General features: G+C 70.2%; 14 protein-coding genes and 1 pseudogene. 8 read left to right on the top strand and 7 right to left on the bottom strand.

Annotated elements, in window-relative coordinates; translation table 11 throughout:
- Positions 1–39: 39 nt before the first annotated feature.
- Positions 40–447: a DUF3224 domain-containing protein gene (locus DFR69_RS08345; protein ID WP_110036924.1), complete on the top strand. Its 408-nt coding sequence runs from the start codon at positions 40–42 to the stop codon at positions 445–447.
- Between the two features lie 4 nt (positions 448–451).
- On the opposite strand, the gene DFR69_RS08350 is transcribed toward DFR69_RS08345, so the two are convergent.
- Entirely contained in the window at positions 452–1,201 is a 750-nt protein-coding gene (locus DFR69_RS08350) for an SWIM zinc finger family protein (RefSeq protein WP_110036925.1), read from the bottom strand.
- On the bottom strand, positions 1,201–4,068 hold the full coding sequence (locus tag DFR69_RS08355) for a DEAD/DEAH box helicase (protein WP_208643938.1): 2,868 nt from the start codon (positions 4,066–4,068) through the stop codon (positions 1,201–1,203). The genes DFR69_RS08350 and DFR69_RS08355 overlap by 1 nt, the downstream gene beginning before the upstream one ends.
- A gap of 200 nt (positions 4,069–4,268) precedes the next feature.
- On the opposite strand from DFR69_RS08355, the gene DFR69_RS08360 reads away from it, so the two are divergent.
- Positions 4,269–4,631: a hypothetical protein gene (locus DFR69_RS08360; protein ID WP_110036927.1), complete on the top strand. Its 363-nt coding sequence runs from the start codon at positions 4,269–4,271 to the stop codon at positions 4,629–4,631.
- Between the two features lie 52 nt (positions 4,632–4,683).
- Positions 4,684–5,370, top strand: coding sequence for an HNH endonuclease family protein (locus tag DFR69_RS08365; protein WP_110036928.1), 687 nt, complete (start codon positions 4,684–4,686; stop codon positions 5,368–5,370).
- Between the two features lie 189 nt (positions 5,371–5,559).
- Here the strand turns inward: DFR69_RS08365 and DFR69_RS08370 are convergent, their stop codons facing one another.
- Positions 5,560–6,378: a sulfurtransferase gene (locus tag DFR69_RS08370; protein WP_110037503.1), complete on the bottom strand. Its 819-nt coding sequence runs from the start codon at positions 6,376–6,378 to the stop codon at positions 5,560–5,562.
- A gap of 234 nt (positions 6,379–6,612) precedes the next feature.
- On the opposite strand from DFR69_RS08370, the gene DFR69_RS08375 reads away from it, so the two are divergent.
- The gene (locus DFR69_RS08375; protein WP_110036929.1) at positions 6,613–7,815 is read left to right on the top strand and encodes a benzoate/H(+) symporter BenE family transporter; all 1,203 of its coding nucleotides are present in this window, start codon (positions 6,613–6,615) and stop codon (positions 7,813–7,815) included.
- A gap of 6 nt (positions 7,816–7,821) precedes the next feature.
- On the opposite strand, the gene DFR69_RS08380 is transcribed toward DFR69_RS08375, so the two are convergent.
- The 4 genes and pseudogenes from DFR69_RS08380 to DFR69_RS08395 all read right to left on the bottom strand — a co-directional run bounded on the left by DFR69_RS08380 (position 7,822) and on the right by DFR69_RS08395 (position 9,493).
- Entirely contained in the window at positions 7,822–8,343 is a 522-nt protein-coding gene (locus DFR69_RS08380; protein ID WP_110036930.1) for a hypothetical protein, read from the bottom strand.
- Positions 8,344–8,439: 96 nt separating this feature from the next.
- Entirely contained in the window at positions 8,440–8,733 is a 294-nt protein-coding gene (locus DFR69_RS08385; protein ID WP_110036931.1) for a HigA family addiction module antitoxin, read from the bottom strand.
- Between the two features lie 13 nt (positions 8,734–8,746).
- Positions 8,747–8,945 (bottom strand): annotated as a pseudogene (locus DFR69_RS08390) (type II toxin-antitoxin system RelE/ParE family toxin).
- Between the two features lie 56 nt (positions 8,946–9,001).
- Entirely contained in the window at positions 9,002–9,493 is a 492-nt protein-coding gene (locus tag DFR69_RS08395; RefSeq protein WP_110036932.1) for an Lrp/AsnC family transcriptional regulator, read from the bottom strand.
- Between the two features lie 170 nt (positions 9,494–9,663).
- On the opposite strand from DFR69_RS08395, the gene pdhA reads away from it, so the two are divergent.
- From pdhA to DFR69_RS08415, 4 genes are all read left to right on the top strand, one after another.
- A complete protein-coding gene (pdhA, locus tag DFR69_RS08400) occupies positions 9,664–10,746 on the top strand; it encodes a pyruvate dehydrogenase (acetyl-transferring) E1 component subunit alpha (RefSeq protein ID WP_110036933.1) in 1,083 nt (360 codons plus the stop codon).
- Complete coding sequence (locus DFR69_RS08405) at positions 10,743–11,717, top strand: alpha-ketoacid dehydrogenase subunit beta (RefSeq protein ID WP_110036934.1); 975 nt, start codon at positions 10,743–10,745, stop codon at positions 11,715–11,717. The genes pdhA and DFR69_RS08405 overlap by 4 nt, the downstream gene beginning before the upstream one ends.
- Positions 11,718–11,719: 2 nt before the next feature.
- A complete protein-coding gene (locus DFR69_RS08410) occupies positions 11,720–13,057 on the top strand; it encodes a dihydrolipoamide acetyltransferase family protein (RefSeq protein WP_110036935.1) in 1,338 nt (445 codons plus the stop codon).
- 76 nt (positions 13,058–13,133) lie between these two features.
- Entirely contained in the window at positions 13,134–14,492 is a 1,359-nt protein-coding gene (locus DFR69_RS08415; RefSeq protein WP_110036936.1) for a uracil-xanthine permease family protein, read from the top strand.
- Positions 14,493–14,508: the final 16 nt, after the last annotated feature.

A 14,508-nucleotide genomic window follows, 5' to 3' on the forward strand; every position in this document is an offset into this window, starting at 1 on the left:
CGCGCCGACGTGTCGGTGCCCGGGTCTAGCATTCGCCGCATGAAGGCAACCGGCACGTTCGAAGTCACCGCGTTCGACCCCACCGACCTGGGCCCGCGGCCACCCATCGAGACCGGCCTCCCGGTCGGCGTCAGCACCATCACCAAGGAGTACGCGGGCGAGATCACCGGCCGCTCGGCCACCCTGTTCACGGCGGCCTTCGACATGGCCTCCGGCGCAGGCACCTATATCGCCATGGAGTCCTTCGAAGGCGCCCTGCACGACAAGGCGGGCGCGTTCAACTTCGTCCACTCGGCCACCACCGAGGGCACCGACCGCACCGACGAGTTCTTCCACATCGTCCCGGCCAGCGGCACCGGCGCGCTCACGGGCATCACCGGCTCCGGCGCCCTGTCCGTCGACAGCACCGGCGGTCACCACATCTGGTTCGAGTACGAGCTGCCGTGAGGCGTCAGCTGTCGAATTCGGGATAGAGGGACCGTAGTTCGCGCAGACCGGAGGCGGCTGTCTGCTCGTCTTCGGTCGTCATGCGGAGGGCGCGGCGGAGCGGGACGGGGTCGAGATCGTCGATGACGGGGTGGAACTCGATGCGCGGCAGGTCGGGCAGGACCAGGGTGTCGCCATAGGGATCGTCGGATTCCTCGCTGCGGGTGGACTTCTCGACGCCGCCGATGAGGGTGTCGAGGTCGAGGCCGCGCAGGGTGAGGATCTCGCTCGGCTGTTCGTCGAGACGTTCCGACAGCAGGTAGCAGACGGCGGCCACGTGCTTGCACGGCCAGCCCATGTCGGGGCAGGAGCAGGAGAAGTCCAGCTCGGAGGCGGTGCTGGGGAGCAGGTGCGGGCCGAGCGCGGGCGGCAGCGCGCCGGAGGCGATTTCGGCGAGCATGCCGGGCGCCTCCCTGATCTCGGCGAGCAGCAGGTCGACCTCCTCCTCGCGCAGGGGCCGCATGGCCAGCACCGAGGTGAACGGGCTGGGCTGGCTGCCCTGGACCTCGGCCGTCACGGCGCCGCGCTCGATCCGGTAGTTCACCACCTGGCCGACCCTGGCGTAGGTGCGTCCGCGCGAGAGCCTGCCCGCGTCGGCCACCTTCTCCACCGCGTCCAGAAGCGCACGGCCCCACCAGGTGCGGCCGAAGCCACCGTGCGCCCTGGCGCCACCGGTGACCGGCCGGCGCGGACCGAACTGACTGAAATCGGTCATCAGTCGCCCACCGCCTCGGCGCCGAGGGTGAACAGTTCGCGCAGTTCGTCGGTGCTCAGCTCGGTGATCCAGTTCTCCCCCGCCCCGACGGCCAGCTCGGCCAATTGCTTCTTGCCGCTGATCATCTCGTCGATCCGCTCCTCGATGGTGTCGACACAGACCAGCTTGCGGACCTGCACCGCGCGCTGCTGGCCGATCCGGAACGCCCGGTCGGTGGCCTGGTTCTCCACCGCCGGATTCCACCAGCGGTCCAGGTGGATCACGTGATTGGCGGCGGTCAGATTGAGGCCGGTGCCGCCCGCCTTGAGCGAGAGCAGCATCAGCGGCGGGCCGTCGTCGCGCTGGAACCCGGTGACCATGTCGTCGCGGCGCTGCTTGCTCACCCCGCCGTGCAGGAACGGGATCGGCGCGCCGAAGCGCTCGGTGAGGTACGGCAGCACCAGGTCGCCGAACTCGCGGAACTGGGTGAACAGCAGAGCCTTCTCGCCGTCGGCGAGCACGGCGTCGAGCACGTCCTCGACCAGGGCCAGCTTGCCGGAGCGATGGCTGCCGCGGCGCAGCATCGGCGAGCCGTCGCCCAGGTAGTGCGCCGGGTGGTTGCAGACCTGCTTGAGCCTGGTGAGCGCGCCGAGCACAGCGCCCTTGCGCGCCATGCCCTTCGCGTCCTTCAGCTTCTCCAGCATGTCGTCGACCACGGCCTGGTAGAGGGCGGCCTGCTCGACGGTGAGATTGGCCCGCACCGTCATCTCCAGCTTCTCGGGCAGGTCGCTGATGACGGCCGGGTCGGTCTTGAGCCTGCGCAGCACGAACGGGTCGGTGATCAGGCGCAGCCGGTCGATGGCGTGCTGATCGCGTTCGCGCTCGATCGGCACCGCGAACCTGGCCCGGAACGACTGCGGGCTGCCGAGCAGCTTCGGCATGGCGAAGTCGAACAGGGCGCGCAGTTCCTCGAGCCGGTTCTCCACCGGGGTGCCGGTGAGCGCGAGACGATGCCGCGCGGGCAGGGCGCGGGCGGCCCGCGCCTGGCGAGTGGCGGCGTTCTTGATGTGCTGGGCCTCGTCGAGCACGATGCGCTCCCACTGCTGTTCACTGAGCAAGGTGGCGTCGCGGGCGAGCAGTGCGTAGGTCGTCACGACCAGGTCCGAATCACCCACGGCCGCAGCGAATTCCGCGCCGGACAGCCGGCCCGAGCCGTGGTGGACCAGCACGCGCAGGTCGGGGGTGAACCGCTGCGCCTCGCGCTGCCAGTTGCCCACCACCGACATCGGGCACACCAGAAGAGTGGGCCCCACCGGCGCGGGCCGCTCCCCCATCGGTGCCGAACCACCCGACCCGGCCGCCGCGACCGCACCGAGGCGGGGCGACTCAGCAGCGGTCTCACGTTCATGTGCCAGCAGCGCGAGCACCTGCACGGTTTTGCCGAGACCCATGTCGTCGGCCAGGATCGCGCCGCAGTTGAGCCGGCTCATGGTGGCGAGCCAGCTCAGCCCGCGTTCCTGGTAGGGACGCAGCTCGGCCTTCAAGCCGATCGGCACCGGGACCGGCTCGGGTTCGCCTTCCCTGGCGAACAATTCGGCGGCCCAGCCCTCGGCGGTGACCTCGGTGACCGGCACGTCGTCGACGCGCTCGGCGGCGAGTTCGCCGATCATGTCGGCCAGCGTGATCGGGGTGTCGTCGGCGTGCATGGCGACGTAGCGGGCCGCGGCGGCGAGCACGCGATGGTCGGCCTGCACCCATTCCCCGCGCAGCTGCACGAGATTCGACTTGCTGCGGATCAGCCGTTCCATCTCGGCCTTGGTGAGCACCAGGTCGCCGAGGGCCAGTTCCCACCGGTAGGACAGCAATCCGCTCAGGCCCACGGTGGACTCGGCGGCGGCCGGGCTGCTCACGCGCAGGCGCATGCTCGGTTCGGCGATGTTCCACGCGCGCGGCAGCAGCAGGCGGATGCCGGCCTCCTGCAGGGCGTGGGCGCCGTGCGCGACGAGGTCGGCGACCACCTCGGTGGGCAGCAGCAGGTCCAGGCCGCGCGGGTCGGTGGGCAGGTCGCGCAGGCGCGGGTAGGCCTTGCGGGCCTGCCCCAGCTTCTCGGCGGCGGTGCGCACCAGGACCGGGTCGTCGTCGAGGGCGACGGGTTTCGGCGCGTCGTCGACCGGGCGCAGGCACACCTGCAGCCGCCACAGCGCCACCGATTCGTCGGTCGCGCCGAACTCGCCGTCGGGTTCGCACAGGCGCAGGACGAGTTCCGGCTCGTCAGCGGCGTACCCCGCGCGCCACTGGGCCAGTGTCTCCGCCACCCGATACGACCCGACCTCGAGCGGAGTGTCGGCGACCAGTGCCGCGAGCAGCGGGTGGGTCATCGTCCGGTGCGCGAGGTACTCGCGGGCGATCGGGTCGGTGAGCTCGGTGACCAGGTCGTCGAGCACCGCCGCGGGCGACCCGGCCACGCGCAGCGCCGCGGGCATGGCGGCGGCGAGCTCGGCCAGCCAGGCGCGCTGCCGCTGCCCGCCGACCAGTCGCCAGCGCACCCACCACTGACCGTCTGCCCGCTCGACCTGCGGCACCACCCGGCCCGCCCGGATCCATCGTTCGATGCCGCGGGCGACGTGACCGAGGAACCGCAGGTCGCCGGAGACGTTCTCGATGGGCAGCCGGCTGCGCAGCACGACGGCCGCCGTGGGCGGCGCCAACGCGTGCGCGCGCACCTCGGCGGTCTCCGACCTGCCCTCGGCGTCGACGACGAGCACCACGGCGCGGTGCCGGAACCTGGCCCGCTCCAGAATGTCGCCGAGCACCGAACCCACGGCGACCGGCTCCCCGTCGTGCCACAGCAGCAGGCCCGAACCGGGGGACCACAGACCGTGCAGCATGGCCCCCATCCAAGCAGGCGGCACCGACAGCCTCCGCGACCGGCCACACCCCTGGATTTCTCGCCCGTCCCGGAACATACTGAGATATCCCCTGGTCACGGGCCGGACCATCCACCGGCGACAACTGCACAACGACCCAGGCGAACCGGGCTCGCTCCGGCTCGGCCGATGAACCCCTTGTATGTGTGCGGAGGGCAGCGATGACGATTCTGCTCCAGGTTCTCGAGCAGAGCTATACCCCGACAACCCCGTGGGAACGGCGCAAATTCACGTTCATCGACGCAGGCAAGATCGTCGGCATGCGCTTGGACGGCCAATCCGGCGTCTGGCTCGATCTGATCAGACCGGGCGAATCCCAGCGTCTGGCACACACCAACGATCCCCGTGATGCCATCACGTTCCTGCTCACCGTGTTCGCCAAGATCGCCGAGTGCGAGGATCGCGGCGGATCGTGGCTGGTCGGCCACGACGGCACGCACATCTCCTCGATCGCGGCCACCCGATTCCCCCCGAATTCCAGCGAGCTTGCCGCCGACGACATCCTGGCGCGCGCCTGGCTGTAGGCGCGTGTCGCCCGGCCGCCGCTGTCGGTGGCACCGGGTACAACCTGCAGGCATGCGGAAATCGGCCGGATCGCTCGTGCTCTTGCTCACCCTCACAGGTTGCGGTGTGCTCACGCTCGAAGAGCCGGTCACGCCCGCGCCCGGCTCGCCGACGCGCGCCGAGGTCACCGCGCTGCTCGACCGGGTGCGGGTGGTCGCCGCGCGCCCACGCCCCGGCGGGTACGAACGCGGCTGCAAGACCGGCCAGGGCTGTGTGTTCGGCCCGGCCTGGTCCGACGACACCGACGCGCCCGGCGGCCACGACGGCTGCGACACCCGCAACAACGTCCTCGCCGCGCAACTGCGCGACGTGGTGCACCGCGGCCGCTGCGTGGTGGTCGAGGGCGTGCTCGCCGACCCCTACACCGGCACCGAGATCGCGTTCCGCAAGTCCGACGGCGGCCGCGTCCAGATCGACCACGTCTACCCGCTGGCCGCCGCCTGGGACATGGGCGCCGCCGGGTGGATGCCGGACCGGCGCGCCCGCTTCGCCAACGACCTCTCGGTGAACCTGCTCGCCACCGGCGCCGCGACCAACCAGTCCAAGGGCGACGACACCCCCGCCGACTGGCTCCCCCCGGCCCGCCCCAACCACTGCTTCTACGCGGCCAAGTACCTGACCGTGGCCCTCGACTACGACCTACCGATCACCGCCGCCGACAACGCCAGGCTGCACGAGGTCGCCAGCGGCTGCCCGTGATCGCGCGGCAGTCGCGCCAGGCAGCCTCCACCGGCGTGCACCGCTGGTGGCGAGGCGTTCACCTCCACACGCGCGCCCGGCGGCTCCGCGGCGCCCGAGCAGTCAGGCACCCGCCGCACATGCCGGGCTTCGGACGCCCGCTGGCATCGGTCCCTGTCGCGACAGGGACCACTCGGACGTCAGCGCCGCTCACGCACCGGTGGCGGCGGGGCGTTTCGGGTCGTTGGACCACTGGGACCAGGAGCCGGCGTAGAGGGTGGCGGGGATGCCGGCGATGGCCAGGGCCGCGATCTGGTGGGCGGCGGTGATGCCGGAGCCGCAGTAGACGGCGATCGGAGTGTCGACGTAGGGAGCGAAGCGGGCGCGCAGGTCCTCGGCGGAAAGGAAATGCCCTGTGCTGTCCAGATTCTCGGTGGTCGGCGCGCTCAGGGCGCCGGGGATGTGGCCGGCGCGCGGGTCGACCGGTTCGACCTCACCCCGGTAGCGTTCGGCGGCTCTGGCGTCGAGGAGGGTGCCCGACCAGGTCGCGGCCGCGTCGGCGTCGATGACGGGCAGCGCGCCGGGGCGCACGACGAGGTCGCCGGGGGCCGGGTCGGGTTCGGCGCCGGTCGCCAGTTCGCCGCCCGCCGCGGTCCAGGCGGGCAGGCCGCCGTCCAGCAGCCGGACGTTCTCGACACCCGCCCAGCGCAGCAGCCACCACGCGCGCGCCGCGGCCGTGCCGCCGGTCGCGTCGTAGACGACCACCGGCTCGCCCTCGCCGAGTCCCCAACTGCGCGTGCACTTCTCGAAGGTGCCCGGATCGGGTAGCGGATGACGTCCACGCGCCGGGGAGGGGGCGGCGGCCAGCTCGGTCTCCATGTCGACGAACACCGCGCCGGGGATGTGCCCGTCCAGATAGTGCTGCGGGCCGTCCGGATCACCAAGTGCCCACCGCACATCGAGTAGATGGATCTTGTTGTCCGCCAGTTCCTTCCGGAGTTCCTCCGGAGAGATCACCACCGCGCCCACACCCACTCCTCACTCGCCGTCACGCCTACGGACCCCCTGATTTCGCCACCCTACGCAGTCACCTCGCCGCACGGAAGCGAAAGCGCGCCGGCAGCAAGTCCGGTCCCCTGATACCGCTGCAGATGCTCTCGCCTGTCGATACCGCAACTGGACCGTTCGGCGCGCTCGCCGATCAGTCCACTTTCCGGGCACTGGCAGGCGACAGACCTTCACCGACGGGGCAATATCTGCACAATGTCGCAGGTCACCACCACACCCGAAGACGCCACCGAGCATCGGGCGGGGATCGCTCAGCCGCTCGGAGCCGGCGCGATCACCGCACTGGTCGGGTTCACCAGTTCGTTCGCGGTGGTGTTGAGTGGGCTGCGGGCGGTGGGGGCGAGTCCGGCGCAGGCGGCGTCGGGCCTGATGATCCTGTGTTTCACCCAGGGCATCGGGATTCTGCTGCTGAGTTTCCGGTACCGGATCCCGATCACGCTGGCCTGGTCGACGCCCGGTGCGGCGCTGTTGGCGAGCACCGGGCTGGTGGCCGGCGGCTGGGCGGGCGCTGTCGCGGCGTTCGCGGTGACGGGTGTGCTGATCGTGATCACCGGGCTGTGGCAGCGGCTGGGTTCGCTGGTCGCGGCGATCCCGGTGCCGATCGCGCAGGCGATGCTCGCGGGGGTGCTCGTGCCGCTGTGCCTGGCGCCGGTGAAGGCCTTGCAGACCTCCCCGGCCGTGGTGGTGCCGGTCATCGTGGTGTGGCTGGTGTTGCAGCGGTACGCGCCGAAGTGGGCGGTGCTGGTCGCCTTCGTCGTGGCGGCGGTCGGCACCGGGATCGATATCGCGGTGCGGGACCGCCACCTCGACCTGGCCGCGATGGTGCCGACGGTGGAATGGACCGTGCCGCACTGGCATTGGCAGGCGATCGTCGGCATCGCGATCCCGCTCTACATCGTGACGATGGCCTCGCAGAACATCCCCGGCGTCGCGGTGATGCGCTCGTTCGACTATCAGGTGCCGTGGCGGGCGTCGATGCTGGTCACCGGGATCGGCACCATCGCGGGAGCCGGCGCAGGCGGCCACGCGATCAACCTGGCCGCGATCAGCGCCGCGCTCTCGGCCGCGCCGAGTGCGAGCCCGGACCCGAAGCGCCGCTGGATCGCCGCGGCCACCGCGGGCGCGAGCTACCTGGTGCTCGGGCTCGCCTCGGCCGCCCTGGTCACCCTGATCGCCGCGGCACCGGCGGGCACCCTGGAAACCGTCGCGGGCCTGGCCCTGCTGGCCACCCTCGCGGCGGCGCTGACGGGCGCGCTGAGCGATCCCGAGCACCGGATGGCCGGGCTCGTCACGTTCCTGGTGGCGGCGGCAGGGACGAGTTTCCTCGGCATCGGCGGCGCGTTCTGGGCGCTGCTCGCCGGCCTGGCGGTGCGCCGGTTCCTGCCCAGCGGCGCCTGACCGGGATCAGAACGCGGGAACGTCGCTCGTGCTCGCGTTGCCGCCGATCGACGGCTTCAGGGTGATCTCCCAGTCCGAGCCTGCGTCGAACACGTCGTCGAACTTCTGGAACTGGCGATCACGAGTGAAGCTCAGCGTGGCCTGATCCCAGTCGGTGCCGGTCTTGAGATAGACGTAGTACGACCCGTCGATCCCGCTGAGCGTGGCCTGCGAGTTGCCCTGCACGTAGATGGTCGCCTGCGGCGCGGCCGGATTCCCGTTCGCCACCACCACGGCCACATCGGAACTGTTGCCGTTGTCGATGGTCAACGTCCCGGCCCCGACGAGCCCGGCCTGCTGGACGACCTCCCCGTTGCCTGCCCGCCGGTTCAGCAGCGGCAGCGACGGCACCTCGGGCACCACCGGCGCCGACACCGCCACACTCGACGAGGTGGACGTGCCGCCACTCGACAGATCCGACTCCGAACACCCACCGACCACCGCGGACACCGCGATCACGGCCACAACGAACACACTGCGCTCGAGCATGAGATTCCCACCCCGTCATATCCAGGCCCGGACCCACCGAACCCTCTCTCGCCCAACAGTATCGCGCCCCTACGACAACAACGCCAGCCGAGCCCCTCATGCCACCCGCAGCGGCTGGATCGCCGCCAAGGCGTCGCCGATCGCGTCTCGTTCGATCTCGAGGTCGTAGCGGTTCTGCAGGTTCATCCAGAAGAGATCGCTCGTGCCGAAGTATCGGCCGAGGCGCAGCGCGGTGTCGGCCGTGATCCGCCGCTTCCCGTGCACGATCTCGTTGATCCTGCGTGGGGGTACGCCGATTGCCACGGCAACTCGGTGCTGAGTGATTCCGAGCGGCTCGATGAAGTCGTCCATCAGGACCTCGCCCGGATGCACCGGAGCAAGTTTGCCCATCTCGTCACCTCCCTCAGTGGTAGTCCACGATTTCCACATGCTCCGGGCCGGCATCGGTCCATACGAAGCAGATTCGCCACTGATCATTGATTCGAATACTGTGTTGCCCCTTGCGGTTTCAAAGCCACCCGAACGATCCGGGAATCGAACTTCGCTACGTGCTCACGACGCCACAAACGCTCGGTGTCCCGGTCATCGAATGACCTGATCACCGACCGATCATAACGCATCGCGTCAATAACGTCATGCGTTAAGCCGACCTGAACGATCAGTTCGGGCCGGCGAGGCGGTCGAGGAGAGGGGCGGTGCGGGGGCCGACGAGTTCGCGCATGACCAGGGCCATGTTGGTGCGTTCGACGCCGGGGATCTTGAGGATCTGGCCGGCGATGCGGTAGAGGTCGTCGGCGTCGCGGGCGACGACGCGGACGGTCAGGTCGGTGGAGCCGGTCATGCCGCACACCTCGGTGACCTCGGGGACGTCGGCGAGTTCGTCGACGACGGCGTCGAGCTGGTGCTGGTCGACGACGACCGCGACGAAGGCTGCCAGCGGATAGCCGAGGGCGCGCGGTTCGACCCGGCGCTCGAAACTGCCGAGGACCCCGCCGCTGTCCCAGCGCGCCAGCCGCGCCTGCACCGTGTTGCGCGACAGACCGAGGCGCGCGGCCAGCTCCACGCCGGTCGCGCGGGGGTTGGCGATGAGCTCGCGCAGCAATCTGGCGTCGGTGGCGTCTAGTGTCACGTCGGGTTCGCGACTGGTCATACAACGCAGTATGACAGCGCCGGACCCCTGCGGACCATGCATTCTGCGCACTGCCGTGTCGGTCGCTTGCGCAGTCGGCTTTATCGTGGATGCTGAGTGATACACATCGCACTCAGCGATTGTCGTACCCGCACCGGCCCACAAGGCCAGGTGGAGAGGAGGCGATCTCGATGTCGGAGAAACAGACCTATCCGGTCCAGTTGATCCAGCCGGACGGCAGGCGTGTGTTCGATCGCGAGCACGCCGCACTGGTGGCCGATGTCGGCGCCGAGCGGTTGCGGCAGCTCTATCAGGACCTGGTCGTGACCCGCCGGATCGATGTCGAGGCGACCTCGCTGCAACGCCAGGGTCAACTCGGATTGTGGCCGCCCCTGCTCGGCCAGGAGGCCGCCCAGGTGGGCTCGGCGCACGCCCTGCATCCCGACGACTACGTGTTCTGCTCCTACCGCGAGACGGCCGTCGCCTATGTCCGCGGCGTGCCGCCCGAACAGCTCACCACCCTGTGGCGCGGCGCCGCCCACCACTGCTGGGACCCCGACACGGTCAACATGACCAACGCCAACATCGTGGTCGGCTCCCAGGGTCTGCACGCCACCGGCTACGCCTACGCCGCCCACCTCGACGGCGCCGACCTGGCCACGATCACCTATTTCGGCGACGGCGCGACAAGCCAGGGAGACATCGCCGAGGCGCTCGGCTTCGCCGCGGCGTGGAGCGCGCCGGTGGTGTTCTTCTGCCAGAACAACCAGTGGGCGATCAGCGAACCGGTGACCGTGCAGAGCCATGTGCCGCTGGTGCGCCGCGCCGACGGCTACGGCATCCCGGGCGTGCAGGTCGACGGCAACGACGTGCTGGCCGTCCTCGCCGTCACCCGGCAGGCGATCGAGCGGGCCCGCACCGGCGGCGGCCCGACCTTCATCGAGGCGATGACCTACCGGATGGGCCCGCACACCACCGCCGACGACCCCAGCCGGTACCGCACCGCCGCCGACACCGAGTACTGGGAACACCGTGACCCCATCGAACGCGTGCGTCTGCTGCTGGACCGTGAGGGCCTGCTCGACCCCGAGTTCGCCGGCCAGGTCGCGGCCACCGCCGACGATGTCGCGCGCCGGGTGCGCACCGCGACCACCCAGATGCCCGATCCCGACCCGATGAGCATGTTCGACCACGTCTACGCGACCGAGCACCCCCTGATCGCCGAAGAGGCGCGGCAGTTCTCGGCCTACCTCGCCGAAGGAGCGCAGTCATGATCACCACCTTCGCCGCCGCGCTCAACACCGGCCTGCGCCGCGCCATGGACGACGACAGCAAGGTCGTGCTGCTCGGCGAGGACATCGGCAGGCTCGGCGGCGTCTTCCGGGTGACCGACACGCTGCAGAAGGACTTCGGCGACAACCGCGTCATCGATACGCCGCTGGCCGAATCCGGCATCGTCGGAACGGCTTTCGGCATGGCGCTGCGTGGGTACCGCCCGGTGGTGGAGATCCAGTTCGACGGGTTCGTCTATCCCGCCTTCGATCAGATCGTCTCCCAGGTCGCCAAGATCCACTACCGCACCGGCGGGAAGGTGAAGGCGCCGTTGACGATTCGCATTCCGTTCGGCGGCGGCATCGGCGCGGTGGAGCACCACTCGGAATCGCCGGAGGTGTATTTCGCGCACACCGCCGGTCTGCGGGTCGTCTCGCCGAGCACGCCCGCCGACGCGTATTCGATGATCCGCCAGGCGATCGCGCTCGACGACCCGGTGATCTTCTTCGAGCCCAAACGTCGCTATTGGGACAAAGCCGACGTAGATTTCGAAGGCGAACCGGATCTGCCGCTGCACTCGGCCAGGGTGTGCACGCGCGGGGCCGACGCGACCGTCGTCGCCTACGGCGGCACCGTCGCGCCCGCCTTGACGGCGGCGAGGATCGCGGCCGAGGAGGGACATTCACTGGAGGTGATCGATCTGCGCAGCCTCTCGCCGCTCGACGTCGACACCGTCGCCGCCTCGGTCGACAAGACCGGCAGGCTCGTGATCGCGCACGAGGCGCCGGTGTTCGCCGGGCTCGGCGCCGAGATCGCGGCCCGGATCACCGAGCGCTGCTTCTATCACCTGGAGGCGCCGGTGCTGCGCGTCGGTGGCTACGACATCCCCTATCCCCCGGCTAAGCTCGAAAAGCACCACCTGCCCGACCCCGACCGCATTCTGGCGGCGGTCGACCGCACTCTCGCCGCGTGAAGATGAAAGGTGCACCTGTGCCGGAACAAGCCGCCGACGACGGTCATGTTCTCGAGTTCCGCCTCCCCGATCTGGGTGAGGGCCTCGCCGACGGCGACCTGGTGTCCTGGTCCGTCGCGGTCGGCGACACGGTGGAACTGAACCAGACCATCGCCGAGGTGGAGACCGCGAAAGCGGTGGTGGCGCTGCCGTCACCGTTCTCCGGCGTGGTGGTGGAACTGCTGGCCGAGCCGGGCGACACCGTGCCGGTCGGCGCTCCGCTGATCCGGGTGCGCAACGATCTCGAGGTCACCGAACCGCCGACCGCGACGCGCAACGACGTGCTCGTCGGCTACGGCCCCGAGGCCGAATCCACTTCGCGCAGACGCAAACCCGCACCCTCGGCGGCGATGGCCGCGACCACGCCGAGCAGCCATCGGGCGGCGGCGACGCCGGCGGCCCGCAAACTGGCCAAGGAACTCGGCATCGATCTGTGGTTCGTGGCCGGGTCGGGGCCGGAGGGCGCGGTCACCGTGGACGACGTCCGCTCGGCCGTGCCGGTGACGGCGCCGCGCACCCCCGCCCGGGTCGGCGAGGCGGCGCCCGCCCCCGTGAACGGGCATTCCGGCGACACCGACGGCGGGCTGATCGAGCCGACCGCCCGCGAGGAACGCACCCCGGTGAGCGGCGTCCGCAAGCGCACCGCGGCCGCGATGCTGGCCAGCGCCCGCACCATCCCGCAGGCCAGCACCTTCGTCACCGTCGACTGCACCGCCTCGATGGAACTGCTCGACCACCTGCGCACGACGAAGTCCTTCGAGGGCCTCACCCTCACCCCGCTGGCGCTGGTCGCCAAGGCGACGCTGGCGGCGATCGCGGAGTTCCCGGGGATCAATTCCGCCTGGGACGAGCCGAATCAGGAGATCGTCACCAGGCACTACGTGAACCTCGGGATCGCGGTGGCCGCCGAGCGCGGGCTGCTGGTGCCCAACCTCAAGGAGGCGCAGACGCTGAGCCTGCGCGAGCTGTGCCGCGAGATCAGCGATGCCGCCGAGACCGCCCGCTCGGGCAACGCGACGCCCGCCGACCTGCGTGGCGGTACGTTCACCATCACCAATGTCGGGGTGTTCGGGGTGGACAGCGGGGTTCCGCTGGTGAATCCGGGCGAGGCCGCGATCCTGTGTCTCGGCTCGATCCGCAAGCGGCCGTGGGTGTTCCGCGACGAACTGGCCGTGCGGTGGGTGACCACGCTGGGGCTCAGCTTCGATCACCGGATCGTCGACGGTGAGCTCGGCGCCCGCTTCCTCGCCACCACCGCGGGCTTCCTGGAGGACCCGTTGACCCTGCTCAGCCGCGTCTGAGCGATATATCCGAGCCGTCACGCCGACGAAACACAGCGGGCATCCGCGGTAAAAATGGCGGGCTACAAACAGGTGCATGAGTGAGGCACATCCCGTCGACACCCGGCTGCCGTTCGCGCGGCAGCTGGCGTTCGGCATCCAGCACGTCCTGATCATGTACACGGGATGTATCACCGTGCCGCTGGTGTTCGGCGCGGCCGCCGGGCTCGACCGCGCCACGATCGGGCTGCTGATCAGCGCCGATCTGCTGGTGGCCGGGATCATCACATTGATCCAGAGTCTGGGCGTGGGCAAGCTGGCGGGCGCCCGGCTGCCGATCATCTGCGGCGCCACCTTCGTCGGGCTGAACCCGATGATCCTGATCGCCAAGGAGTACGGCCTCGACGCCGTGTACGGATCGATGCTGATCGGCGGCGTGGTCGGGATCGCGCTGGCCTGGCCGTTCGCGCGGGTGGTGCGGTTCTTCCCGCCGCTGGTCACCGGCACGGTGCTCACGGTCGTCGGGGTGTCGCTGATCGGGGTCGCCGGGGGCCTGATCATCGGGACCGACCCGAAGGCGGCGGGGTTCGCGGCGCCGTCGAACATCGGCCTGGCCGCGGTGGTCGTGCTGATCGCGGTCGGATTCGTCTGCCTCGGTCGCGGGGTGTGGTCGCAGTTGGGCGTGCTGATCGCGCTGGCCGCCGGGATCGTGCTCGCGTTGCCGATGGGCCTGGTGTCGACCGCGGGGATCGGCACCGCCGATTGGATCGGCATTCCGCAGCCGTTCCACTTCGGCGCACCGCAGTTCCCGGTGACCGCCGTGGTGGCGATGAGCATCGTGATGGCCGTGGTGTTCGCCGAGTCGACGGCGAGCATGCTGGCGATCAGCGAGATCACCGGCAAGCCGATCGGCAAGGGCGACCTCGCGCGCGGCCTGGTCGGCGACGGCCTCTCCGGCGTGCTCGGCGGCGTGTTCACCGCCTTCGTGGACACGATCTTCAACCAGAACGTCGGTGCCGTGGCGGCGACGCGGGTCTACAGCCGGTACGTGACCGCCGTGAGCGGGGCGATCCTGGTGGTGCTCGGGTTGGTGCCCCGGATCGGCGAGGTGATCGCGGCGATCCCGAAGCCGGTGGTCGGCGGGGTGGGACTGGTGTTGTTCGCGACCGTCGCGGTGGTCGGGGTCAACACGCTGCGGCAGGCCGACCTGGGTGATCGGGTGAACGCCACCATCGCGGCCACGGCCATCGGCATCGGCCTGCTGCCCGAGCTGACCAGCGGCATGTTCGCCAAGTTCCCGACCTCGGCCCAGATCCTGCTCGACAGCGGGGTCACCCTCGGTGCGGGCGCGGCGTTCCTGCTCAACCTGGCTTTCAATCACACGAAGCTGGGCACGCTGGCCCGCGCCCAACTCACTCCCGTCACCCCGGCGGCGAGTGCGCCGGTATCGAGCTGACCGCGGCCGCGTCCGG

The organism is Nocardia neocaledoniensis (assembly GCF_003182135.1).
Taxonomy (GTDB): Bacteria; Actinomycetota; Actinomycetes; order Mycobacteriales; family Mycobacteriaceae; genus Nocardia; species Nocardia neocaledoniensis.